Raw genomic sequence first — 25,262 nt, 5'->3', positions numbered from 1 at the left:
TTTATTTCACAACTTCATCTAAGGGTGCATTCATGAGTCAAGTGTTATATGGGCACTCCGTTTGGGCCAATCCCAAATCTGCATTCCATAAAGCCGATGCGCTGGCAAGAGCAAAGGCGTCCAAATCTTATTTTGGACGCCTTCTTTATATAGTGCAAATCAGTTATTAAATCGAAAACTGTTCATTAGGCAGGTCAGTAATAAACATATATCCCGGGGCATGTGTGATCATGATCTCAGGCTTGACATGCATGGCAACCGCCTGTGGAGTAACACCGCAAGCCCAGAATACCGGGACCTCACCCTCTTTAATTGTTACGCTGTCACCGAAATCCGGAGTGTGAATATCTTTTATTCCAATATTGGCGGGGTTCCCGATATGCACGGGTGCCCCATGGACAGAAGGGAAACGGCTTGTTACCTGGACCGATCTGATGGCGTCTTTTTCAGACATTGGCCGCATGCTGACCACCATAGGGCCTTCAAACCGTCCAGCTTTTACACATTGGATATTTGTCTTATACATAGGTACATTGCGATTCTCCTCAATATGCCTGATCGGAATTCCATTTTTCAGCAGGGCCTCTTCGAATGTAAAGCTGCAACCAATTAGGAAGCCAACCATATTTTCATCCCAAAGATTCGTTACATCCGTCTTTTCTTCAACTAACTTACCATGACGGTAAACCCGGTACTTTGGAATATCGGTTCGGACGTCTGCGTTAGGGGCGGCCACAGATGGAATCGCTGAACCAGGTTCTATTACATCTATGATAGGGCACGGCTTAGGATTACGCTGGCAGAAGAGAAGAAACTCAAAGGCTAAATCTTTTGGCAGCACAGCTAAATTAGCCTGGATATACCCATGTGCGAGACCAGATGTAGGTTTCAACCATCCGTTTTTGCGAATCATTTCCCGAGCCTTGTAAGGGCTCATTACTGTAATAGATGTCATGTGCATACTCCCCCATATACTATTTAAATCATTGTGAAAACCCTTTATCAAAGAACTACCGCCTATATGCGTCATCGCAATCACTATAATAATACCAAAAATCTTTATCCACAAGCGATGTTTATAATCCGTCGATGATTTTTTGTTATATATTCGGCGACCAGCATTACACCTAATACACGGGATATTACTAAATAAATACTGAGGGCTAACCAAAAAGCTGTCAACCTTTTGTTTAGCCCTTTTTGATTCTCTTTTAATCGATTTCGCATGTAATGTACAAAGCGTTTCCACTATTTAGCGATATCCCACCTAACCTTATAACTGCCTTTGTGGCTCCCTTCAACTTTTAATTAATAGGTGCCATCCTTGTTTATTTTAACCGTGGAACTGGGGCGTTTCTTAGGATTTTCCACCTTCTATAATTCATTGTTTTCCTCATCGATTAAAGCAATCGTTAAATGTCCACTTACTGTTGTTACTTCAACACTTAATGTTAGTTCATCTTCGTTTTCGAGCGTCAATGTAGTAAATTTAACTTACCTTAAACTTTGAGTAAGACATCTCAGTGCTATGATCCGAATTCTTTTCAACAGACATCACAGTTGTGAAACTGCCACCCGAGCAGCCTGATAAAAATATTATCATGATCAGAAATGCGATTAGGCATTGCAAGTTTTTAGCTTCATCTACACACCTCCTCGGGTAAAGAATTGTACTTAAAGTTTGTGGGTCCCGCCAATAGATGTGACAGTTTTATTAGTTTATACCAAAACCCACTCACAAAAAAGCCTACTTACAAGGACATTAAAATTCACTTTTTGGCTGACTGTTTCAATAATTTACTGAAGAATAACACAAACTAATGTTTAGTTCGTTGTGAAGGAGAGATAAAAATGCAATTTTTTCATATATTTATCGAGCTTGTCGTTGGCTATATCGCGCTTTTTCTGATCACAAAATTACTGGGGAAAACGCAGATCACCCAAATTACAACTTTTGATTTTATTTCTGCGCTCGTACTGGGAGAATTAGTTGGAAATGCGTTTTACGATGAAAAAATAGGTCTAATAGAAATTTTATTTGCGATCGCGATATGGGGCATGCTTATCTTCGGAACAGAAATACTTACACAAAAAAAGAAGGGTGTCCGGGGTTTGCTGGAAGGGAATCCGTCGATTGTCGTCCGAAAAGGGCAGATAGATTATAACCAATTGCGCAAAAACCACCTGGATATTAACCAGCTTCAGCATTTACTCCGAAAAAAAGACACTTTCACGATTAGGGAATGTGAGTATGCGATCTTGGAGACAGATGGCTCAATCAGTGTATTAAAAAAGCCTCCCTTTCAGACGCCTACTACCCAGGATTTAAAGCTGCCTTTACATGAAGTTCACTTACCGGTCACTTTGATATTGGATGGCGAGATTGTCTATGATAATTTGCAGAGTATTGGTTGGAATGAAAAAGATTTGGAAGCGGAAATTGAAAAAGCTGGTGTCCTCTCTGCTAAAGAAGTCTTATACGCAGAATGGCTGAAAGGAAAACCTCTACATATCCAAACATATAAATCCAGTCCTTAAAGAGATTTTCCTTCACCATGCTTAAACGATTTTATTAAAGTTTCGCCCTTTTCCAGAAAGTTCTGCGTATGTTTTGTCAATGAATTCTTCATTGCGTTTCACTTTGGGGACCGGAGTGAAACGGGTATCGCCCATTTGCCGTTGTGTCACCGCGCTATTTTCGTGGGTTTGATAAGCTTTACCCAGTTTATTAATTCTTTCAACAGGAGTCAGTATGAAAGGGTCATAATGTACTCCAATCTCCCTTTCTGCGTACTGAGCGTACTGATAATTCGTGATCGGCAAAATATAACCCATCGTTCACACCTCTTTACACATATCATTATATTTCCCTCTACCCTTTATTGAATATGATTAAACCTGTTGCTAAAGAAACTTTTGTATAGCTGCTTGTTTTGGTATGATTATGGTTGTGGAATTTTTAGTTACTAAATGAGGGATTACCATTGCAGACCGCTGTTTATCAAGGAAAACCATTACATCTAAAAACAGAAAGCTTGGAAAACTTCCAAAAATTATACGATAAGGGCAAAAAGGGCGAACTAACTTGCCCAACATGCGGCGAAACGGTTCGTTTCCATTTCAGCATTGAAAACGAGCCCAGTTTTAGGCATACGAACATGTACAAACAAGACTGCCCGGAGTCGCCAACGATCGCCGAGGCTTTAACCGATTATAAAACGCCTGAATATATAGACAAAAACGGGTTTCGGATTCCTAAAGCCCGCCAGATTCAAACTGTTGCCGTAAGCCGATCCACCTATAAGCCAATTAAAAGGATCGCGTCTTCCTCACCTTTTTTACGATCACAGCCTGGTCAGCCATTGGAAACGAAAGGGTACTTTCACCAGCTTCAGCAATCGGGGATTGGTCTCGATCTTAACCAAATGGAAGCGGCAGCCCATACTGATGGAGCACTTCTCGTCCTTGCCGGTGCTGGAAGCGGAAAGACAAGGGTGTTGACGGCAAGGACAGCATATCTCATCAACGAAAAAAATATTGACCCGAAAAACATTATGCTCGTAACATTTACAGCGAAAGCAGCGGCAGAAATGAAAACCAGGCTATCGCGCTATCCGGCGACCGGCCCGGACAAAACACGTCAGCTCGTCGCAGGTACCTTTCATAGTATTTTTTATCGGATCCTTTCTTTCCATGACCCAGCAAGCTGGTCTTCGGAAAAACTGTTGAAACAGACGTGGCGTAAGGAGCAAATAGTAAAAGAAGCGGGCAAAGCGCTTGGTCTTGATGATAAGGAGTTTGCCTTTGATCTTGCTCTTCTGCAGATCAGCTACTGGAAAAACTCTCTGCTTTCGCCTTCACAGGTTAAACCTGATACAGAATGGGAAGAAAAGACTGTTTTCCTTTTCAACGCTTATGAAAAAAGTAAGCAATCGCAAAGCCTGTTTGATTTTGATGACATGCTCGTTGGATGCTATCACCTATTCCTCGACTCTCCAGATATATTGGGAATGTACCAAAATCGCTTTCAATATTTTTTAATTGATGAGTTTCAAGATATAAACAAAGTGCAGTACGAATTAATAAAGCTGCTTTCCGCCAGCACAAAAAATGTCTGTGCAGTAGGCGACGACGATCAATCCATATACGCTTTCAGGGGAAGCAATCCTGCCTATCTGCTTGAGTTTGAGAAGGATTTTCCCGATGCAAAAATCGTCGTTCTTTCAGAAAACTATCGTTCCAATCATGAAATTGTCTCGACCGCCAACCGGGTCATTTCCGAGAATAAACAGCGAAGACCAAAGGAAATGAAGGCGCAATTTTGTGAGAATCATTCCCCGGTTCTGTTTTATCCATTTGATGAAGAACAGGAAGCAACGATGATTGTCACTGATATACAGGAAAAAATAGCTGCGGGGGCCGATCCAGGTGACTTTGCGATTTTATTCCGGACCCATACCGCAAGCCGGGCGGTTTTTGAGCGGCTCGCCCACTCTAGTCTTCCGTTTAAAGTTGACAATGAGGCAGAGTCTTTTTATGATCGGTTTATTATTAAGGGTATGCTTGCCTTTTTAAAACTAAGCTTAAATGAGGATGACCAGTCTGCGCTTCAGCCAATACTGCCTGCTTTATTTATGAAACAGGCCGTGATCCGCGATGTAAAAGCAAACAGTATCCTGAATGACTGCTCACTGCTCGAAGCCCTGTCTCGCGTTAAAACGGGCTTTGCTTTCCAGGAACGAAAGCTTAAAAAGCTTGTACCGGTTGTCAGGTCATTATCCGCTTTGTCTCCGTTGACCGCGATCGAAACGGTCGAAAAAGAACTTGGCTATCAAGAATTTGTCAAGAAACGCGGGAATGAAGGCAATAGCACCGAAAAAGGATCAGATGATCTTAGAGATTTGAAGGTTGCTGCGAGAAATTTTACAAATATACGTGAATTTATTGAGCATGCTGAGCATATGATGGCGATGATGAAAGAAGTGAAAGCCATTGGCCGCCAACTGGAAAAAGCCATTACATTGAGTACAATCCATAAAGCGAAAGGACTTGAATACGATACGGTATACCTCCTCGGGGCTGTAGATGGCAGCATGCCACATGACCATGCTCTTGAAGCTTTCCGTATTGGAAACTCCGGGCCGCTTGAGGAAGAAAGACGGCTGCTTTACGTTGCGATCACAAGGGCAAAGGACCAGCTGTACATCTCGGTTCCAGAACAAAGACGCGGAAAAATAGCACAGCAAACGAGATTCCTAACACCCCTTTTACGCAATAGAAAATGATCTCCTTTACTGATCGCATTGTTTTTATACACAAAAAAAGGACTTGCCGAAGTCCTTTTCTTTCATTATGATGCACATTTATTTTTTATTGATCATTTTTGAAATCGTATTTAAATCAAGCTGTTGTCCATCTTTCACAATTGAGCTGACAAGCTTATCTTCCATCTCTTTCGTTACAGGCTTATTGGCAATCTGCGACACTTTTCTAATGACGCCCCTGACCGTTTGCTCATCTTTGAAGTTTGCATGTTGCAGCGAATTTGCCAAGTCGAAAATATCCTTCATATTGACGCCGGTCTTTTTTTCAACATTCTTAAAGAAACCATTTTCCATGCTAGTACACCACGCCTCCTTTAGATACTACTTTATCTTATGAACGAAGGCGAAAAAGGTGAAATGGAGATCAGGGTTACCCCCTGCCTGCAGAAAAAGGGGCCGCCTCTTAAGAGACAGCCTTTGCAGTAAAATATATTTATCGCCATTGTTAATTATAGAAGCTGGCACCAACAACAATTAACAAAATAAACAGTACGACGATTAATACAAACGCGGAGCCGCCGGCGTATCCACCACCGCCGTATCCGTATCCGCCATAGCCACAACAGCCATAACCGAAGCCCATGTTCGTCACCTCACTTTAATATATTCATTCATATCATATGTAGGCAACATCAAAATGTTTGGGCGAGCTCAGGGCGAAGGCAAAATCATCGTTCTATATTAGAAAAAATGGTTTGCTGCTGCCCATAAATCATTTAACATCTGTACAAAATCGAGCAATATGATTCGCGGATGGCTTAGCCCTTGGGCTTAAATAGAAGGGCGCCGATAAAGCCAAAAACAACGGCGGCTGATATTCCTGAACTTGTTATTTCAAACATCCCGGTCAACACACCGACAAGGCCGTGCTGCTTAGCCTCCTGCAAGGCTCCATCAACTAAGGAATTCCCGAAGCTCGTGATCGGTATGGATGCTCCAGCTCCTGCAAAGTCCATTAGCGGTTCATATACTCCAAACCCACCCAAAATGGCTCCAATAACAACAAATAAGCTTAATGTATGGGAAGGTGTCAATCTGGCGACATCAAACAGCAGCTGGCCGACTACACAAATCAGGCCGCCCACCACAAACGCCCAAAAAAACATGGAAAGCATTCTTCTTTTCCTCCTTTATCCGTTCATTTCAATGGAAACGGCATGGGCTATGCATGGAATCGTTTCCTTTTGTTGATACGAGAGCGGTGACAGCAAAGCGCCTGTTGCAATCGCAAGAACCCTTTTGTACCGTCCCTGCTTCATTTGCTTTAGCAGATGCCCATACAGTACGGTTGCCGAGCAGCCGGCACCGCTTGCTCCTGACTGGACTGGCTGATCGTCCTTGTAAATCATCAACCCGCAATCCTGAAATTGGTTGCTATCGATTTTCAACCCATCTTTCTTCAATAGTTCCATAGTTGTTTCCCGGCCAATTTTACCGAGGTCACCGGTTACGATTAAATCATAATGTGACGGCTCAAGCTGCAAGTCTTTAAAATGGGCTGAAATCGTATCTGCGGCCGCCGGTGCCATCGCGCCACCCATATTAAAAGGATCGGAAAGCCCCATATCAATGACCTTGCCGATCGTTGCCGTTGTCGTTACTGGCAGCGATTCTTTCGAATCGTTGTTCTCCTTAATCAGGGCGACACCTGCGCCGGTCACCGTCCATTGGGCAGTCGGCGGCTTTTGGCTCCCATATTCAGTCGGATAGCGAAACTGCTTTTCCACCGCGGCGTTATGGCTTGACGCTCCGGTCAGGATATATTTTGCTCCTCGATAATTGATGATAAAGGAGGCTAAAGCAAGGCCTTCCATCGATGTCGAGCAGGCACCAAACAGGCCGAAATAAGGAATCTTGGCTGTTCGTGCCGCAAAGCTTGATGGCGTAAGCTGATTGACCAAATCACCCGTAAGTAAAAACTGAATATCATCTCTTTTGACCTTGCCTTTTTGCATAGCCGTTTCGATTGCCTCTTCAAGCAGCAAACTATGAGCTTTTTCATACGAGTCCTTTCCCATCCATAAATCATCGTGAAGGATATCAAAATCATCTGCCAGGTTTCCATTGGCTTCGAATGGGCCGCCGGTCACCCCTGATGCGGTTATGATCGGGCGATTTTTAAATACCCAGGACTGTTTTCCCCTTAGCAATTATAAAACCCCCCACATTTTTAATAATGTTTTGATTAAGGCAACAACAAAAGCTGCAAAGACCCCAAACAGAACAACAGATCCCGCTAGTTTAAACAGATTTCCCCCAACACCAAGAACAAATCCTTCGGTGCGATGCTCTATTGCAGCTGAAATGACAGCATTGCCAAAGCCTGTTACAGGCACTGCACTGCCCGCACCTGAGAACTGGCCAATTCGATCGTAAACACCGAATCCTGTCAGAAGCATTGTTATAAATATCATCGTGGCAACAGTGGGGTTGCTTGCCGTTTGTTCGGTAAAATCAAAATAATAAATATAGAAATAAGTAATCGCTTGTCCAATTAAACAAATCAGGCCCCCGACCAAGAAGGCCCTTAGGCAATTTTTCAAGAGCGGGCGCTTTGTTTCATGCTTCTGTTCGAGCTGCTGGTATTGCTTTTGCTGCGGGGTTTTTTTGGGCTTATTCCCCATTGTGATTGGCTCCTTCCTATGTCATTTCTTTTTGAAGGCTGATAATCGATTTCAACCTTTTTTCTGCCTTTATATCCGAGAAATCTGGTTTTTGCATGTCTTCTTGCAGCTGGACAGCTTCAAGGAAAATTTTATAATCACTCGATACTGTAAAATTCTCATCGGGAAATTCTTTTTCAAGCCGCTTTGTAATGTTTTTTTCAATGTCCTTCATCCCGAACCGTTCTAAATGCCTGACTTTATACGCAACAAGAACATCCTTCTTCCCTTTTATGACTGCGACATCGTAAATTTCATCAAAAGCCATAACCTCCTCTTTCACCTTCTGAGCAATGATGATATCTTTCTGTTTATCGCTAATCGGAACAGGAGCTGGATTTGTCGCTCTAATAAGGGACATTTGATTGCCCTTTCCTTCATCTGCTTCTTGACAGCCTGCTAAAATAATGGTTAACAAAAGGAGAAGCTGGCAAATAAAAAATGATTTTGACCATTTACTTTTCATATTTTTCCCTTCCTATGTAAGAAATGTGTGTTTCACTCTAATTTATTGTTTGCACTGAGGCCGATTTTATTACATTAAAAATACTTTTTGTAAGAAAAAAATAACCGGGATAATTTCGGCAACTTATTCGGCCCGTTTCATCAATCTCATTTTCATCGAATTTTTGTATGCTCAGTTTTCGAAAAAAAATCCAATAAAAAAGACTGTCTCATCTATCGAGACAGTCTTTTTATTTTCTATTTGTGTTTTTTCTTTTTAAGCAGCCACAATCCTTCTTTATTCTCTTAGGTTCCTGTTTTACGCGAGTTATTCGCGAAGCTTGTTTGCCTGATTTTTTTTGCAAAGTGTCAGCCTCCTTGTCTGAGATTCATAATATAATATGAAAGCTTGACAAGATTGGTACGGCTAGCTGCCCAATGCTTTACTGATAAAAACTTCGATTACCGAACCTATAGCAGCGACTGCCAGAACAAAAATCACAGGCACACCAAACACTGGAACAAGAAAATATATAGCAGTTAACAATAAACTGGACCAAACACCCGTGCACCAAAAACAGCTAAGCAGTTCTCCAATCCAGCTTTTTATTCCCTTACCCTTTGGAACTAAGTAGATTTCTTTGTTCCCATCCGGATCTTCTTCTATTTGTTCTTCAAAAAAAGGAGCCCTTATGAATTCAGTTATTTTGTCAAAAACAATTAGCCTTGTTAAACGAAACGAAGCAATCCCGATGATTACTATCAACCATAAATCAAGGTTCAATTCAATCACCAACCTATTTAAATGTTAAGCAGGCATATGATAAGTAAAAATAAAAGCTTATCGCCAGCTCTATAATAAGGCTTCACCAGTTTTAGCAGGAAGCGAGGATTTCCGCTATTCAAAAATTATGATGTCAGTAATGTCATCTATATTAAACTTTTTCTGATGTCTGCCAATTTTCACTTTCACAAAATTTCCTTTTTTGCTGATTACCTGAAATTTGATTGGCTGCCCATCTATAATCGCTTCACACACTGGTGTTTCTATACCATTCCAATAACGCGCCAAATGAGCGATCTTTACTCTGATTTTCTGTCTTTTCATCTCGTCTATCCCATGAATTGAAGCTGTGGACGTTGTTGTCCCCACCTCATTTTGATGGTAGGAGCCTAAAGAGTTTTCTTGTTCGCCCGAAGCGACTTCATGCGGCATTTCCACCGTTGCATCTGTCTGAATGTTGTTGTCATTGTTTACCGCCTTTTCACCTATTTCGACATCTTTATCCAGATGCCCTAATAAATCAGCCTCTGTTTCAACAGTCAGTTTTTCACCAAGCATTTGCTTCAGCTTTGATTTTACTTCGTCCTTTGAAGCCTTATTTATCTGTTTGTTTTTTTGCGCCAGCCCAGCTTTTTCATAATCGTCTTCCTCCGTTAATTCCACCTCGATTTGCTGAAACTCGGGAAATTGCTGATCATTTTTCGTATAAAAAATATTTTGCATATGGTTGTTCGCCGGTTCATGTTTATATAATAAAGGTTTAAAAGGTGGCTGCTCATCTTCCGCCAAAAGTCTCCCTCCCACACAATCAATTATTTCTTCATTTATTTGTATGCAGCAAATATCGCTGTTGCTATATCAGTGGAAGTTTTCAAACTATTTGAGGGTGTTTGCAGAGGCAAATAATCATGTGACTGGATTGTGATCTGAGAGGGACAACTCTTTAGATTGAACTATAAAAAAATGCCCGCTTCACACCAGAAGCGGACATTTTCTTACTTAAGCAATAATATGGTAACCCGAATCAACATGAATATTTTCCCCGGTAATTCCGCGCGACATGTTGCTGAATAAAAACACTGCGGTATCGCCAACCTCTTCCTGGGTCGTCATCCTCCTAAGCGGGGCTTTCTCCTCGATTTCTTTAAGAATGGAATTAAAATCACTGACTCCTTTTGCGGATAGAGTGCGGATTGGACCGGCCGAAATCGAATTCACACGAATTCCCAGCTTCCCTAAATCATTAGCCAAATATTTCACACTTGCATCCAGAGAAGCTTTTGCAACGCCCATAACATTGTAGTTCGGCATAACCTTTTCTCCGCCCAAGTAGGTTAACGTGACAATGCTTCCGCCTTCTGTCATTAAATCTTTGGCTTCCTTAGCCACTGCTGTTAACGAATAGGAGCTGATGTTGTGAGCAAGCAGAAACCCTTCTCTTGTCGTGTTCAAATACTCTCCCTGAAGCTCTTCCTTATTCGCAAAAGCAATACAGTGGGCGATTCCATGGATCACCCCGGTTTGCTGCTTAATTTCCGCGAAGCATTTTCTTACTTCTTCGTCATTGGTGACATCGCATGGAATGATCAGTGAATTTGCACCGTCAAGCGTTTCCGCAAGATCACGGACGCTTTTTTCCAATCTCTCTCCTGCATATGTAAAAACCAGGCTGGCTCCTGCTTCATGAAGTGAGCGGGCAATCCCCCAGGCGATACTGCGTTTATTGGCAACTCCCATAACAACATAAGTTTTTCCAGCCAATGATAAGCCCATTCTAAAATCCTCCTATTAATACAAGTTATTAATACCTAGTACTAATTCTAATACATTTTGAAAAAAATGAAAAGAAACATTGCACTATGATTGTATTGTTAAGTAACACTGCCTAGTAAATCAAGCGATTTCCCCGCATGTGATGCACCAGCTATGTAACCGAAGCGTGCATTTCCACCCGCATCCCCCGAGACTTAAGATAAGTAGCTCATAAATAAGGTAGCCATGCCAAAATAAATCAAAATACTGATAATATCATTAATCGTCGTAATAAATGGCCCTGAAGCTACCGCAGGATCAATCTTTAATCTGTGCATCAACAGCGGCACTAATGTTCCGGCCATTGTCGCAACAAACAATGATGAAAGAATCGACATCCCTACCAAAATACCGAGATAAATATCACCTTGCCAAATATAAACGACAAGTGCGGATAGGATCCCACATGTAGATCCGGTTATAATACCCGTTCCTGCTTCCCGCAAAACCAATTTTAATTTGCTCTCTTTTTCCAAATCTCCAGTTGCAATCCCCCTGACCGCAACCGCCAGCGCCTGCGTCCCAGTATTTCCGGCCATCCCTGCGATTAAAGGAATGAACACGGCGAGGATGGCAACCTTGTCTAATGTATCCTCAAACCGCCCGATCAGGCTCGCTGTGAATGTCCCAAGGAAAAGCAAAATAATCAGCCAGGGCAGCCGTTTTTTAGCTGCTGACAAAGGACTGCGGTCAATCGAATCAAGGTCGCTTATCCCGGCCAGCTTGGAATAATCGTCCGATGCCTCTTCTTCCATAACATCAATAATGTCATCAACGGTAATGATCCCAAGTAAATGGCCTTGAAAATCAACAACCGGAAGAGCAAGCAAATTATAATCACGCATTTTTCTTGCGGCTTCTTCCTGGTCCTCGGCGACCGAAATCGAAACAACCCGGTCTTGCATAATCTCTGATAACATCGTATCGTCAGAACTGATAATCAAATCTCTTAATGAAATAACCCCAACAAGAGTTTTTTGTTCATCAATCACATAAACGTAGTAAATTGTTTCCGCCCTTGGAGCTTCATTTCTTAAAATATGCATCGCCGACCGAACGGTTTGGTTTGCAGAAATGGCAATAAACTCGGTCGTCATGATACTACCGGCTGTATATTCTTCATAATGGAGCAGCTCTTTTATTTCATCAGCGGCTTTATCATCCATAATCGTTAAATAACTGGCAACTTGATCTTTATCCAGCTCATTCAAGACGTCGACGGCATCGTCGGCGTACATATTCGAAAGCATATCTGCAGCGTACGCAGGATTCATTTCTGCTAAAACCTCTTGGTATTCTTCTTCCTCAATTTCTAGATTTTCGAACAAACCGGCCATCTCTTCCGGAGATAGATAATGATAAATGAGCGTCCGTGATTCTTCGTCTAAATCCTGGAAAAATGAGGCCTGGTCATATGGGTGCAGCTCCAAAAACTCGTCCCGGAACTTTTGCATGTTTTCTTCTTTTAATGCATCAAGCAGCAGCTTAATATTTGTCTGATGAAGTGTCTTTTCCTGTTTTTGATCTGTCATACGCTTTTCCTCCCCACTGCTTTATGATAAGCTTTTTCCACTCTTATGTTTATAACAGGAAAATAATCGTGTTGGACATTCGATACTATTTTTCCTTAATGTTTTAATAAATTTTCATAAAGTAATTCTTAACTGGAAAACGAACAAATTATTTTTAAAATAAGAGGCAGCATTATTCATTTCATTCGTTTATTTAAGGTTAACAAAAAATGCTTATGATTAGGGTTTCTTTTAAACATACTAATGATATTTTCTCCTGTATGGTTACAAGAAGCAAACTATCGCAGAAAAATAAAGGAGATTTTTAAACATGAAGCTCGATATAATTGGTGATATTCATGGCTGTTACAACGAGTTTTACGAGCTGACAACAAGACTCGGCTACGAATGGGCTGATGGATATCCGATGCATCAGCAAGAAAGAAAGCTGGCCTTTGTCGGAGATTTAACGGATCGGGGTCCTGATTCTATCCGAACGGCCGATGTTGTTTGCCAGCTGGCTGTTGATAAAAAAGCAGCCTTTTATGTTCCCGGTAATCATTGCAACAAGCTGTACCGCTATTTGCTTGGAAACAATGTTCAAATATCCCATGGGCTCGAAACAACGGTCGCAGAAATCAATGCATTATCAAAAGACGAGCAGCAGCAATTCCGAACAAAATTTATCGAACTGTATGAACAGGCCCCGCTCTATCATGTACTTGATAATGGGAACCTTGTCATCGTGCATGCCGGGATCCGTGAGAATTTTATCAGCAAAAATGATGCGAAAGTAAAATCCTTTGCATTGTACGGGGATATTACTGGAGAAAAACACCCGGACGGGTCACCGGTGCGCAGAGATTGGGCCAAACAATACCAGGGCAAGGCTATTATTGTATATGGGCACACCCCTGTTAAAGAAGTCCGGAAAATCAATAACACCTTCAACATTGACACAGGCGCTGTGTTTGGGGGAAAGCTGTCCGCACTTCGATATCCCGAGCTGGAAATCGTATCTGTTCCATCAACACTGCCTTATGTGGAAGAAAAATTCAGGGAAACGTAATTTTGCTAATCCGGTATCCCGTCAAGTCCAATAACTCAAAAATGCCACCCCGCCAACGTGAGAGGAGTGGTTTCTTATCCGAACATATTGATCACTTGTTGCATATCTTCCGGAAGTGCAGCATGAAAATTCAGCTCCTGCTCAAGAATGGGATGCCAAAAGGCGAGATTGCTGCAATGAAGCGACTGCCTTCTGATATACTGCCTGCTTCCCCCGTACAAATCATCTCCTAATAAAGGGTGTCCAAGATAAGAAAGGTGAACCCTGATTTGGTGGGTTCGCCCCGTTTCCAGCTTGAGCTCAATATGTGTAAACCGTTCGAACCTGGCAAGAACTTTAAAGTGGGTACAAGCATACTGCCCTGCAGCATTGACTTCCCTTTCAATAATGCTGTCAGCTTTTCTTGCGATCGGCTCAAGTATCTTCCCGCTATCTTCAGGAATGTGCCCTTCACACAGCGCCTGATAAACCCTGTTCACCTGTCCGGATCTTTGCTGCTGGCTGAGGAGATGGTGGACATGCCTGTGTTTCGCAATCAGGACGATACCTGAAGTATCACGGTCGAGGCGTGTAACGATATGGGCGGTTGCTTCTATGTCTTTTTCCTGATAATAGCCAATCAGTGCATTCGCCAGGCTGCCGGATGGATGTTCACGTGACGGGATCGTGCTCATTCCCGCCGGCTTAAGAACGATCAACACATATAGATCTTCATAGATGATCGTTAAAGGGATTTTCTCTCCTTGCATCCCTTCGCTTCTCTCTTCTTTCGGAAAAACCACTTCAAGATGATCACCTTGATTCAGAATATAGCGGACCGTTACATCGTCGCTGTTAACCCGAATGTTTCCGCCCTTAAATTTGATATCGGTTAACGCTGTTTTTGAAATGTGATACTCCCGCAAAAATTGGCGAATTAATTTTCCGGAATCCTCATTTGTAATTTCCCATTCAAGCTTAAATCGTCCAGGCATATATTTACCCTCTAATCCTTATCGCTTACAAATGAATCACGGACGCGCTTCCAAAATGGAAACGGCCTGAAGCGGGCAAAGCGGATTTTTTCATCGGCAACCCTGAATTGAATCGACTTCACATCTTTATGCAGCAACGGAAGATGGTCAATCGTGATTTGAAAATCAGCTTCATTTACCGGTTTCAGCATGCACGTATGATGTGCCGGCAAAATGAGCGGTGAACCGATGGTCCTGAACACGCGATTGTTGATTGATGCCATTTCAGCCACTTGAATCGCTGGTAATGACGGATGGAGGATCGCCCCGCCCAGTGCTTTGTTGTAGGCGGTGCTTCCCGACGGCGTCGAAATGCATAAACCGTCGCCGCGAAATCGTTCGAAGTGCTGGCCTCTTATTTCAACATCCATGACAAGCGTTTGTTCCGCACCTTTAACTGTCGATTCATTAAGAGCCAGATAACGGGTTTCTTTGCCGCCATGCTGATAACGAATAATCACTTCGAGAAGCGGGTACTCAATAATTTGGTAAGGAGTTTTCGCAATTGCAATCACGAGCTTTTCAATCTCTTCCGGAACCCAATCGGCATAAAATCCAAGATGTCCAGTATGGACGCCAACAAAAGCCGTTTTATCAAGTCGGCTGCTGTAGCGGTGAAAAGCGTATAACAGAGTCCCGTCGCCGCCGACAGAAATGACGATATCCGGCTCTTCTTCATCATAGACAAGCTCAAAATCCAATAAATATGATCTCATTTTATGCATGAGTGTATTTGACCTTGAATCCCCTTTGGATGTAATCGCAAACTTCATGACTGGATGCTCCTCTTTTTTATAGGAATAAGCGGTTTATAGCTTGTTTTACAGTTTAAAATACCAGCAGGCAAATCACTTTTCCCCTTCCTGCTGCTCTTTTTTTCTAGAAAAGAAGGCCTGGGCATCCTGAATTTCCCCGCGGATTTGGGACATTTCTTCATCCAGCCGAAAAGCGGCTTCTGCCGCTCTCTGCAGCCTCATTTTTATATCCTCAGGAAATTGGCCTCGATATTTATAGTTTAAGGAATGTTCCACCGTTGCCCAAAAGTTCATGGCCAGTGTCCGAATTTGGATTTCGGCCAGAATCTTCTTTTCCCCGTTTATTGTTTGGACGGGATATGAAATGACAACATGGTAAGACCGGTATCCGCTCGATTTTTCATGTGAGATATAATCGCGTTCTTCAACAATTTCAAAATCGTTGCGGTTTCGAAGCAGCTCTACAACCTTTATGATATCGTCGACAAACTGGCACATCATCCTGAGGCCCGCAATATCCTGCATTTCTTGTTCAAGCCTGTTTAACGGGATTCTTTTTAGATTTGCCTTATCCAAAATACTCGCAATCGGTTTAACACGGCCTGTGACAAACTCGATCGGCGAGTAGGTCGTATCAAGTTCAAACTGGGCCCTCATTCCCTTCAGCTTTACTTTCAACTCTTCAACTGCTAGTTTATAAGGCGCTAAAAATTGATCCCAATGCTTCATAAATACTCACCTCATCCGGTTTTCTCTATCTGGATGTTGGAACATTGAAACAGCCTAAAAAACATTTTCGACTTTTTCAACCATTACCGCTCCATAATTGCTGTTTCCTTTAATATTTTCAATCAGGTAGGATAATTCATTATGAAATTGATCAAGCAGCAGCCTCTCGCCGCCACCGGCTGCATATACAGGATACTCCGCATCAAGCGCTTTCTTGATTTCCGGCCAGATCTCTTCCGGAAGCTCAATATATGTATACTCATTATTCATTTCTGTTAAGTAAATAAATGCCAATTGATCCGAGTCAACAAGAATTCGACCAACCGCAGATAGTTCCGCTAATGCAACTGGAAATTTTCCCTCAAGAATTAATTCATTTTCCTTTATAAAAGCTTTTTCGATTGTGATCCTTTTCTTCACGATTATGATACCTCCAAACTCTCTCCATTTTACCACATTGCCGGCATATCTCCTAAAAATTGCAGTGGCTTAAGAAAAACGTGATAATATGGACAACAGAGGCTGCTTATCCAAACTTGGCAGAAATAAGACACATCCGGAGCTTTCCGGTGATCTGATCTGCGGTATTGAAAATGAGAGGACGATCGTTTATGCCACAGCATCTTGAAATTGAATGTAAAAACCTTCTAACGGAAGATGAATTCAACCGGTTGAAGGGATACTTTAAAATAGCTGATTCAGCATTCAGGCAACAAGTTAACTCGTATTTTGATACAAAAGATTTTTTATTAAAACAGAACGGGACGGCTTTACGAATCCGTGAAATAGGAAATAATTTCGAATTAACATTAAAGCAGCCCGGCGGGGAAGGGCTGTTCGAAACGAACCAGCCGTTAACCGCCAATGAAGCTGCTGCAATGCTGACGTCCGCGGCAGTTCCAGAAGGGCAAGTTAAGGAAATTCTTAAACAAATTCCAGTGCCGGTTGCTCTCCTTGAAAATTTCGGTTCACTGACCACCTTTAGAGCTGAAATCGAATTCCGCGGCGGTCTGCTCGTTTTCGATCACAGTTACTATTTAAATATTGATGATTATGAAGTAGAATATGAAGTAGAGGAAAAAAACAGCGGTGAAAAGATCTTTATTGAACTTCTGTCTGCTCATGATATTCCGATCAGGGCAACGAAAAATAAAGTCAAAAGATTTTACGATCAAAAATACATACAGCTAAACTCTTAATTCTGTAGATATTAAAAGGAGTTTTTTATGAACATAGATAAATTAAAGATTATGCTTGAACTTCAGGCGCTGCAAAACTTTAATCAGCCGACACCAACAGCTTCCAACAGCACAATGTTCCAGGACTTGTTGGCAGAATTTCTTTCTGGCCAGGAAACGGCAAATCTTGACTTGCTCCCCGAGAAAGAACACAGTGAAAAATTTAATCAAATGGCGCCGGTCACTATGCCTTCCCTTCCGCCTATCAATCTGACAAAACTGCCGCAGACCCAGTCTGATTATGAAGACATTATCAAAACGGCTGCTGAGCACTATGGGCTTCCGGCTAAATTGATTCAAGCCGTCATTAAACAGGAGTCGAATTTTAATTCTAATGCGGTCAGCCATGCCGGAGCTTCAGGACTGATGCAGCTTATGCCGGCGACTGCCCGCGCTCTTGGTGTAAAAAACGTTTTTGATCCCTATGATAATATTATGGGCGGCAGCAAATATCTGCGGAAAATGTATGACAAATATAACGGCAATATCGAATTAACACTCGCTGCTTATAACGCCGGTCCTGGAAATGTCGATAAGTATTCAGGAATTCCCCCATTTAAAGAAACACAAAACTATGTGAAAAAGGTGACGCAATCCTTTCTGGCATAGAGTGTAAAATAGTTCCAAACGCCTGTTACTGGTAACGGGCGTTTTTTTTGTGTAAATTAGTTAGGAAAGCAAAAACTGCCGGGTGTTGTTGGCATCGCAAGGCTTCTCGGTTGAATCGTCAAAAGGGCACTGTTAAAATAAAGAAAATTAAATAACATAAAAACCTATTCAAAAGGAGTTATGACAATGGTCGAGAAAATGCCGACACCGTTCGATGCCATCGGCGAAAAAACGCTGCACCAGCTGGTGGATGCTTTTTATCGCCGTGTTGGACAGCATCCTGATCTCACTCCTATCTTCCCAAATGATCTTTCTGAAACTGCAAGAAAGCAAAAACAGTTCTTAACGCAATATTTGGGAGGGCCGGCGCTTTATACGGCCGAACATGGGCATCCAATGATGCGGGCACGTCACACTCCATTTGAGATTACGCCAGCCAGAGCAAAAGCATGGCTTTCCTGTATGAGTGAAGCAATGGATGAAACGGGTCTGGAAGGCCAATTAAGAAAAGATTTCTATGCAAGGCTTGTCTTGACTGCCCAGCATATGATAAATACGCCAGATGATACAGAAATAGAGGGTGGGTCCTGAGTGAAATCACAAAAAAACTCGTTCTTATCGTCTCACTGCCACGCTATTGATAAGAGGCCAATCGAAATATATATGTTTGTTGACCCGCTATGCCCTGAATGCTGGGCATTGGAACCAATCATTAAAAAGCTGCAAATCGAATACGGGCGTTATTTTTCGATCAAGCATATTTTAAGCGGCCGCCTCGCAACACTTAATCTTGGCAGAAGAAAAAACTATGAGAATATTGCAGAATTGTGGGAGAAAACAGCCAGCAGATCGGGAATGTCGTGTGACGGCAGTGTATGGCTCGAAAATCCGATTTCCTCCCCTTATCTTGCGTCGATGGCCATTAAAGCGGCCGAGCTGCAGGGAAGAAAGTCAGGAATCAAGTTCCTAAGGAAGCTGCAGGAAGTACTATTTTTAGAAAAACAGAACGTCTCTAACTTTGACGTCTTAAAACATTGTGCAAGAAGCGTCGGACTTGATGTTGAAGAGTTTATAACCGATATCCATTCTGAAAGTGCTTCAAAAGCTTTTCAATGTGACTTAAAAATAACTGCCGAAATGGATATTCAGGAAATCCCTGCTCTTGTCTTTTTCAATGAACAAGTAGAAGAGGAAGGTATCAAAATTACCGGCTCTTATCCTTATGAGGTTTATGTACAAATTTTAGAGGAAATGCTCCAGGAAAAACCGGAACGTAACAGTCCTCCCCCCCTGGAAGATTTCTTGCAACATTACGGGCTTGTCGCTTCAAAGGAAATTGCAGTTGTTTATAATTTATCCGTAAGCGAAGTCGAACGAGAAATGAAAAAACTTTTACTAAAACAACTGGTAGAGCAAATCCCCGTTAAATACGGTATGTTTTGGAAATACAATGATTAACAGAAAAAAGCTCTGCCTCATTTGGCAGAGCTTTTTCTTTACGAACAAAGGGGATGGGAGAAATTTTTCACGGTCAAACAAAGGGGTATATGTTTGTTTGTGATCAACTTCACGTCTGTAATATACCACGAGTTTGGGCGGAGTAGCAATAGTTTGTGTGTTATTTCACAATATTGTCAAAAACAAGTGATGTGATCATGGACAACTGCATATTTATTAGGGTAACTGACATTTCTACATATGAAACCCCGGTATTCACTGTTTCATATAGATGGTATCAACGATGTTTTTAATGTGTTAAAAAAGGAGGAGCCTGATTTTGCAAAATACTATCATAGGAATTATGCTGCTGTTTATCTTAGTTGCTTTTGGCCTTCATTTCCTGGGCCTGATGAAGTTAATTCCTGTTTTCATTAGCGGTCCGCTCTTGTTTATTTCATTGCTTATTTTTTTCTTATACTTAAACGAACGGAAAAAGTTCAAAGGATTTTAGTGTTTATTCGGATACATTTTTTGCGGTGATTACCCATTTTACACCATAAAAAAAGCCGAATTTGAATAGAACATCGTTCAAGTCCGGCTTTTGTTCTGTCTATATGTTACCATGTCTTACGATAATAATTGTTCCATCTCGTTAAGTTTTTCTTCAAAAACTTTACATGCTTCTTCAATCGGCTTCGAGCTTGTCATGTCTACTCCAGCCTTTTTCAATACTTCAATTGGATAATCCGAGCTGCCCGCTTTCAGGAAGTCTAGGTAGCGGTCGACGGCCGGTTTTCCTTGTTCAAGAATTTGCTTGCTCAGAGCGGTTGCTGCACTGTAGCCTGTCGCATATTGGTACACATAATAATTATAGTAAAAGTGAGGTATCCGTGACCACTCGAGGCCAATTTCCTCATCAATTTCAATGTCTTCACGGCCAAAGTATTTTTGGTTTAATTCGTAGTAGTCCTTTGTTAACAAGTCTGCTGTTAAAGCTTCGTGATTCTGTGCTTTTTGATGAATAAGATGCTCATACTCAGCAAACATTGTCTGGCGAAAAACCGTTCCTCTAAAGCCCTCCAAATAATGGTTCAATAAGTATAGGCGTTTTTGTTCATCGTCAATCGTTTTCAGCAGATAATCATTTAATAACGCCTCATTACAGGTTGATGCTACTTCTGCAACAAAGATTGAATAGCCGCCATAAGGATATGGTTGATTTTTGCGTGTATAATAGCTGTGCACGGAATGGCCAAATTCATGGGCAAGTGTAAATAAATTGTTGATGTTATCCTGCCAGTTCATCAAAATATATGGATTTGTTCCGTATGCGCCGGATGAATAGGCTCCGCTCCGCTTTCCTTTATTTTCATGCACATCAACCCAGCGATTCTCAAAACCTTCTTTTAAAACGCTTATATAATCTTCTCCAAGCGGAGCCAGCCCTTTTAAAATGATCTCTTGCGCTTCTTCATAGCTGATTTCCATTTTGACGTCTTTAACAAGCGGAGTAAACAGATCATACATATGAAGCTTATCAAGCCCCAATACTTTTTTGCGCAGCTTGACATAGCGATGTAAAAGGTGAAGATTGTCATTGATCGTATTCACTAAATTTTCATAGACGCTCTCGGGAATATTGTTAGCTGCCAGCGCTGCATGGCGTGCAGATTGATACTTCCGGATTCGCGCATTAAAATTATCCCGCTTGACCGTACCGCTGAGTGTACTCGAAAAAGTATTTCGGTACTGCCCATATGTGTTATATACAGCTTTGAACGCATCCTCGCGAACCCGACGATCCTCGCTCTCCAAAAACCTTATATAGCGGCCATGGGTCACTTCCACTTCTTCACCATTCTCATTTTTAATGCTTGGAAATTCCAAATCTGCATTATTAAGCATGCCAAAGGTCGTACTCGATACGTTCATAATCTCGGAAGCTTCAGCCAATAAGGCTTCCTGCTCGGCCGAGAGCACATGCGGCCTTTGCAGATTAATTTCTTCGAGGGCATGTTCATAAAGCTTGAGGTCCGGTTTTTCTTCCAAAAACTTTTTAAGCTGTGCCTCATCAATTGTCAATATTTCCGGAACAATATAGGCAAGCGCACTGGCTGCCTGGGAATACAAGTTCTTGATTCGGTCATCAAGTGCCTGATAGTGGGAATTGGTTGTATCCTGGTCGTAGCGCATATGGGCATATGTATACAATTTCCCAAGGCGTTCCATTAATTGATCCTGGACTGAAAGGGCTTCGAACAAATGCTGTCCACTCTCACCAAGCGTTCCCTGGTATTTCTTCATTTCTGGAATAAGTTCTTTTACTTGTTGATATTCTTTCTCCCACGCATCATCCGTCGGAAAAATATCTTCGAGTCTCCATGTATCCTCTAAGGTAATTTCATCCCTTGCCGGCAGTTTTTTTACCGCTGTTTCATTTGTCATATTCGTCATCCTCCATTTATAGAATTGTGAGAAGAAGCACAAGATTTGTTCAAGATGTATGCTTGAACTCGATCATGACGGTATGCTTCTAAATTCTCGTTGTACAGGGCAATCTCCTTCCTTTAATATAAAGTACCATAACCTGCAAGAAATGCACAAAAACTAAGCAATCATAGCATTTCCGCTGTCTGCACCTGCTGGAAAATGCAAATCCCCTTTTATTGTATGTTCCTGGCGCTTTTTTCATTATAAGTTCCGCATGATGGCAGGCCCGAAATTTCGATACATCAATTCATCCGCTGTTGACTTTTGAGCTGACGTCTCAGGTCTGATAATTTGCTTTAATACTGCTAAATTGTTTTTGTTCCTCCACGCCAGGTAACCGGTATCAACAAGAAGCTTTACATATCCTTGCACAGCTAATGGCCAACTACCTTTTACTAGTGGCAGGCTTCTAATATTAATTTGATTCTTTTTTAATCGCTGTGAAAAACAGTGGTAAAGTTGCTGGATGGATAGAACTTCGCCGCTTCTGTATTTTTGCAGAACATCCATATATAAATATGTTTGCCAAATAAGCGGGGAGGTCTCGATAAACAAACTATTTGCAGTCGGAAGCCCAATAATAGATGGAAGCAGAGAGATGTTTAAGGAATGGCGGTAAATTTCTTTTAAAAAAGATAGGTTTGCGGATTTTGTCCGGCCGAAGAATGTCAGTTTATAACGATCCAACTCTTTTCTCCACGCGTTCAGGGAAAAGGAAGGTGAGCTCGTTGCTGTGAGCAGTTGTTGGATATCGGTTTTTGTCGGGGTTGAGAAGCTGAATTGAACAAATGCATGGCGTGGAGACATCGAAATCGGATGATGGATGGTAATGAATTGATTGGTAACGGGGCAATAGCACAGAAGGTTCCATTTTTCGATATGTTGTCTGAAAAATAAAAAATGAAACTGGGAAAACGATGCTATATCTGCTGTCTTCCGTTTGAGCAGCTTTCCTCCCAGAATCCATATCGGGATCCAATTGAAGCGGAGATAACCGTTTGTCCTGTCGATAAATTGTTTTGAGCTGATCGGTGAACATTGATATTCAAGAGCGATCCTTTTACCTTTATACGTGTACGAGATATCAGCCCGCTGGTTAATTTCAGGAATATAGTGTTCCAGTATCGGCTGCAAGTTCTGTCGTTTAAGCCATGAGTACAGGTTCAGCTTTCCTTCCATATGGTACAGGGATTCCGCTTCAGCTCCGGCAGCAGTACAGATGCTGTCATGATAATGGGAAAAGTGATGGACTTTTTTCGTACCGATTTTCAAAATCAGTTTTTCATCGCAGTGGGGGCAATAAAATTCCTCCCTCTTTCGTAAATCATCGAGGAACTCATATCGATAATGATCGCCGAGTGAAAAATATTCTCCTGTTTTCGTTTTCGCAGTCAGCATATACCTCCTCCTTTCTTTTTTTAATTCGAGCAAGGAAAATAATTTCCTGCCTAAACGAAAAAATTTCGTGTTAATTAACCGCCGCCGATGAAATTTTTCAAAAAAAAAGGCATAAAAAAACCGACTTCAAATTTGAAATCGGTATATGTTATGAAAAGTATTTGCGCAAGGTAACAAAAACGTCTTCCTCGATAATGACCTTTCCGTATTCCTCAATACGGTGAATGGTCATTTGTGTCTCATTGCCGTATTCAAGAAGAACACTGAGCAAATTATCAATTTCTTCTTCTTCCAAATCCTCTTCCGGGAATTCCACATATAGATAATACTTGCCTTCAAATGAATATAGCTTGGCAAGTAATGAGTCGATTCCAGGGCGATGTGACAACGAAATAACATCCTCAAAATCGCCGAACGACAGAAGGAAGTCAAGACTTTCATCTTCCAATGCCTCTTCTTCTATATCCCCTCTAGGGTTAAAATGTTGATCAAGCATTTCTTCAATTCGCTCATCAACAGGAATATCCTTGATTTTTTCATCAGGTACAGGCAATTCGAATTTTTGGCCATCCTTGGAAAGCTGGGCTTTTGTCACAAGAACCTCCAAACCTTTATCAAGCGCCTGAACTTGAATCCATAGAGGCCCTTCAGCAGCAAACTCTTCCTCTTGATGAACTTCATCCATCATTTCCCAGAATAGCTCTTCGCTTCTTTCCCGGTTGTACCAGATCTCTTCGCGGTCGAAGCCTCTTTCCTCTATGTCAACATAGGAAATATAAAACTTTACCGTATGTTCGTTAATACGTTCTATTTCCATCAGGAAACCTCTCCCTTCTTGCAAGTAATGAAGGGACTAAATACCCCCATACAGAAGCTTATGCTAACCTGTTACCCTAAATTAACGGTAATAATCGTATTTTAGTCTCAGGCGGACATTGTTTTGTACCTTGTACTTTTATTTTATGATAAAACATAAAATAAGGGAAATAAAATCTTATAGTTCATAAAAAACCATTACTTGCCTATTTATTTTTATGCTGATTTACCTTCTTTGATCGTCTATTTTCCTTAAAAAAGGGTTGCTTTATTTTAACAGATCTCGCTGTCTAGTACAAATAATCCAAATCGTTTACTTTTATAATACCCCCATATAAAAAACCTCTTCTCCATAATAAATGGAAGAAGAGGCGGTTACTGTTTAATTTACAAGGCGCTGCGCTTCACGAAGCTGGTAGGTACGAACTTTTCTAGGTAGGAAACGGCGAATTTCGTCCTCGTTATAGCCTACTTGTAATCTTTTCTCGTCGATAATAATTGGACGGCGAAGCAAGCCCGGATTATCTTTAATTAATTCAAACAAATTTTGTAACGGCATTGTTTCGAGATTAACATTTAATTTTTGGAAAGTTTTTGAACGAGTGGAGATAATTTCGTCAGTTCCGTCTTCTGTCATTCGCAAAATTTCCTTAATTTCATCAATTGATAATGGCTCTGAGAATATGTTTCTTTCTCTATATGGAATTTCATGTTCTTCAAGCCATGATTTAGCTTTTCTGCATGATGTACAACTTGGTGAAGTGTATAAAGTAACCATCAGCATCCACACTCCCTTAACAATATATAATAACGCCATGTAAAAGTATTCTTTAATGGAGGTATTTTCTAAAATTAAAATTACTTTAAATAAGTAATTTATATTATGTATTATACACTAATTAAGATTAGTTTGGTACCCTTTTTCAAAGAAAAATGAATTGTTTCTCATCTGAATTTTATGCCAATCCTCCATTAACCTAATAGATAAGACGAATGAACACCTGAAAAGTTTCATTTTTTTACGTTTATTTATAAAATCTCTTCACCCCCGGTGATTTTTCTTAACATCCAAAGCAATTTCCCACATTTATATCCAACTATATCCAAATTTGCGCTAGAAAGTTTAGTCAATTTTGAATTCTATTTGTTTATCTACCCTTAGCAAAA

28 protein-coding genes are annotated in these 25,262 nt (G+C 41.3%); 8 read left to right on the top strand and 20 right to left on the bottom strand.

What is annotated here, in order from left to right; all coding sequences use genetic code 11:
* Positions 1-166: 166 nt before the first annotated feature.
* The gene (locus tag CU635_RS12895; RefSeq protein ID WP_101577779.1) at positions 167-955 is read right to left on the bottom strand and encodes a putative hydro-lyase; all 789 of its coding nucleotides are present in this window, start codon (positions 953-955) and stop codon (positions 167-169) included.
* 896 nt (positions 956-1,851) lie between these two features.
* On the opposite strand from CU635_RS12895, the gene CU635_RS12890 reads away from it, so the two are divergent.
* Positions 1,852-2,538: a DUF421 domain-containing protein gene (locus CU635_RS12890; RefSeq protein WP_101577778.1), complete on the top strand. Its 687-nt coding sequence runs from the start codon at positions 1,852-1,854 to the stop codon at positions 2,536-2,538.
* 21 nt (positions 2,539-2,559) lie between these two features.
* On the opposite strand, the gene CU635_RS12885 is transcribed toward CU635_RS12890, so the two are convergent.
* Positions 2,560-2,835: a hypothetical protein gene (locus CU635_RS12885; protein WP_101577777.1), complete on the bottom strand. Its 276-nt coding sequence runs from the start codon at positions 2,833-2,835 to the stop codon at positions 2,560-2,562.
* Between the two features lie 149 nt (positions 2,836-2,984).
* On the opposite strand from CU635_RS12885, the gene CU635_RS12880 reads away from it, so the two are divergent.
* Positions 2,985-5,285, top strand: coding sequence for a UvrD-helicase domain-containing protein (locus CU635_RS12880; RefSeq protein ID WP_101577776.1), 2,301 nt, complete (start codon positions 2,985-2,987; stop codon positions 5,283-5,285).
* Positions 5,286-5,363: 78 nt separating this feature from the next.
* Here CU635_RS12880 and spoVIF read toward each other — a convergent pair whose 3' ends face one another.
* The 10 genes from spoVIF to mgtE form a co-directional block, all read right to left on the bottom strand.
* Complete coding sequence (gene spoVIF, locus CU635_RS12875) at positions 5,364-5,618, bottom strand: sporulation-specific transcription regulator SpoVIF (RefSeq protein WP_101577775.1); 255 nt, start codon at positions 5,616-5,618, stop codon at positions 5,364-5,366.
* Positions 5,619-5,769: 151 nt separating this feature from the next.
* Entirely contained in the window at positions 5,770-5,907 is a 138-nt protein-coding gene (locus CU635_RS12870; RefSeq protein WP_101577774.1) for a YjcZ family sporulation protein, read from the bottom strand.
* 175 nt (positions 5,908-6,082) lie between these two features.
* A complete protein-coding gene (gene spoVAE / locus CU635_RS12865) occupies positions 6,083-6,439 on the bottom strand; it encodes a stage V sporulation protein AE (protein ID WP_101577773.1) in 357 nt (118 codons plus the stop codon).
* A gap of 15 nt (positions 6,440-6,454) precedes the next feature.
* Entirely contained in the window at positions 6,455-7,474 is a 1,020-nt protein-coding gene (spoVAD, locus tag CU635_RS12860) for a stage V sporulation protein AD (protein ID WP_101577772.1), read from the bottom strand.
* A complete protein-coding gene (gene spoVAC, locus CU635_RS12855; RefSeq protein WP_101577771.1) occupies positions 7,475-7,948 on the bottom strand; it encodes a stage V sporulation protein AC in 474 nt (157 codons plus the stop codon).
* Positions 7,949-7,964: 16 nt separating this feature from the next.
* The gene (locus tag CU635_RS12850) at positions 7,965-8,453 is read right to left on the bottom strand and encodes a YhcN/YlaJ family sporulation lipoprotein (protein ID WP_101577770.1); all 489 of its coding nucleotides are present in this window, start codon (positions 8,451-8,453) and stop codon (positions 7,965-7,967) included.
* Between the two features lie 405 nt (positions 8,454-8,858).
* Positions 8,859-9,224 carry a DUF1360 domain-containing protein gene (locus tag CU635_RS12845; RefSeq protein WP_373270865.1) on the bottom strand — a complete coding sequence of 122 codons (366 nt, stop codon included), beginning with the start codon at positions 9,222-9,224 and terminating at the stop codon, positions 8,859-8,861.
* 105 nt (positions 9,225-9,329) lie between these two features.
* A complete protein-coding gene (locus CU635_RS12840; RefSeq protein ID WP_101577768.1) occupies positions 9,330-10,004 on the bottom strand; it encodes a hypothetical protein in 675 nt (224 codons plus the stop codon).
* A gap of 210 nt (positions 10,005-10,214) precedes the next feature.
* The gene (fabI, locus tag CU635_RS12835; protein WP_101577767.1) at positions 10,215-10,988 is read right to left on the bottom strand and encodes an enoyl-ACP reductase FabI; all 774 of its coding nucleotides are present in this window, start codon (positions 10,986-10,988) and stop codon (positions 10,215-10,217) included.
* A gap of 194 nt (positions 10,989-11,182) precedes the next feature.
* The gene (mgtE, locus tag CU635_RS12830; RefSeq protein ID WP_101577766.1) at positions 11,183-12,559 is read right to left on the bottom strand and encodes a magnesium transporter; all 1,377 of its coding nucleotides are present in this window, start codon (positions 12,557-12,559) and stop codon (positions 11,183-11,185) included.
* A gap of 310 nt (positions 12,560-12,869) precedes the next feature.
* Between mgtE and prpE the strand changes: the two genes are divergently transcribed.
* On the top strand, positions 12,870-13,607 hold the full coding sequence (gene prpE, locus CU635_RS12825; protein WP_101577765.1) for a bis(5'-nucleosyl)-tetraphosphatase PrpE: 738 nt from the start codon (positions 12,870-12,872) through the stop codon (positions 13,605-13,607).
* 74 nt (positions 13,608-13,681) lie between these two features.
* On the opposite strand, the gene CU635_RS12820 is transcribed toward prpE, so the two are convergent.
* From CU635_RS12820 to CU635_RS12805, 4 genes are all read right to left on the bottom strand, one after another.
* Positions 13,682-14,581 (bottom strand): RluA family pseudouridine synthase, encoded by a 900-nt coding sequence (locus CU635_RS12820; RefSeq protein ID WP_101577764.1) that lies wholly within the window; start codon positions 14,579-14,581, stop codon positions 13,682-13,684.
* An 11-nt stretch (positions 14,582-14,592) separates the two neighbouring features.
* Entirely contained in the window at positions 14,593-15,393 is an 801-nt protein-coding gene (locus CU635_RS12815) for an NAD kinase (RefSeq protein WP_101577763.1), read from the bottom strand.
* A gap of 75 nt (positions 15,394-15,468) precedes the next feature.
* Positions 15,469-16,104, bottom strand: coding sequence for a GTP diphosphokinase (gene yjbM, locus CU635_RS12810; RefSeq protein ID WP_101577762.1), 636 nt, complete (start codon positions 16,102-16,104; stop codon positions 15,469-15,471).
* A 54-nt stretch (positions 16,105-16,158) separates the two neighbouring features.
* Positions 16,159-16,524 carry a UPF0738 family protein gene (locus tag CU635_RS12805; RefSeq protein WP_101577761.1) on the bottom strand — a complete coding sequence of 122 codons (366 nt, stop codon included), beginning with the start codon at positions 16,522-16,524 and terminating at the stop codon, positions 16,159-16,161.
* A 191-nt stretch (positions 16,525-16,715) separates the two neighbouring features.
* On the opposite strand from CU635_RS12805, the gene CU635_RS12800 reads away from it, so the two are divergent.
* From CU635_RS12800 to CU635_RS23365, 5 genes are all read left to right on the top strand, one after another.
* A complete protein-coding gene (locus CU635_RS12800) occupies positions 16,716-17,303 on the top strand; it encodes a CYTH domain-containing protein (protein WP_101577760.1) in 588 nt (195 codons plus the stop codon).
* Between the two features lie 27 nt (positions 17,304-17,330).
* A complete protein-coding gene (locus CU635_RS12795; protein ID WP_101577759.1) occupies positions 17,331-17,951 on the top strand; it encodes a lytic transglycosylase domain-containing protein in 621 nt (206 codons plus the stop codon).
* 186 nt (positions 17,952-18,137) lie between these two features.
* Positions 18,138-18,542, top strand: a complete 405-nt coding sequence (locus CU635_RS12790) for a globin domain-containing protein (protein ID WP_101577758.1) — start codon at positions 18,138-18,140, stop codon at positions 18,540-18,542.
* Positions 18,543-19,409 carry a ClpXP adapter SpxH family protein gene (locus CU635_RS12785; RefSeq protein WP_245917458.1) on the top strand — a complete coding sequence of 289 codons (867 nt, stop codon included), beginning with the start codon at positions 18,543-18,545 and terminating at the stop codon, positions 19,407-19,409.
* Between the two features lie 319 nt (positions 19,410-19,728).
* On the top strand, positions 19,729-19,902 hold the full coding sequence (locus CU635_RS23365) for a hypothetical protein (protein ID WP_180955713.1): 174 nt from the start codon (positions 19,729-19,731) through the stop codon (positions 19,900-19,902).
* A gap of 116 nt (positions 19,903-20,018) precedes the next feature.
* On the opposite strand, the gene pepF is transcribed toward CU635_RS23365, so the two are convergent.
* From pepF to spxA, 4 genes are all read right to left on the bottom strand, one after another.
* Positions 20,019-21,836, bottom strand: coding sequence for an oligoendopeptidase F (pepF, locus tag CU635_RS12780; RefSeq protein ID WP_101577756.1), 1,818 nt, complete (start codon positions 21,834-21,836; stop codon positions 20,019-20,021).
* A gap of 246 nt (positions 21,837-22,082) precedes the next feature.
* Positions 22,083-23,279: a competence protein CoiA gene (locus CU635_RS12775; RefSeq protein ID WP_101577755.1), complete on the bottom strand. Its 1,197-nt coding sequence runs from the start codon at positions 23,277-23,279 to the stop codon at positions 22,083-22,085.
* Between the two features lie 148 nt (positions 23,280-23,427).
* The gene (gene mecA / locus CU635_RS12770; RefSeq protein ID WP_101577754.1) at positions 23,428-24,096 is read right to left on the bottom strand and encodes an adaptor protein MecA; all 669 of its coding nucleotides are present in this window, start codon (positions 24,094-24,096) and stop codon (positions 23,428-23,430) included.
* Between the two features lie 381 nt (positions 24,097-24,477).
* Positions 24,478-24,873 carry a transcriptional regulator SpxA gene (spxA, locus tag CU635_RS12765; protein ID WP_101577948.1) on the bottom strand — a complete coding sequence of 132 codons (396 nt, stop codon included), beginning with the start codon at positions 24,871-24,873 and terminating at the stop codon, positions 24,478-24,480.
* Between the last annotated feature and the right edge of the window lie 389 nt (positions 24,874-25,262).

The sequence above is a fragment of the Bacillus canaveralius genome (genome assembly GCF_002860125.1).
Classification (GTDB): domain Bacteria; phylum Bacillota; class Bacilli; order Bacillales; family Cytobacillaceae; genus Bacillus_BJ; species Bacillus_BJ canaveralius.
Note: the sequence above shows the minus strand (reverse complement) of the source record. Positions and strands in the feature narration are given on the sequence as shown.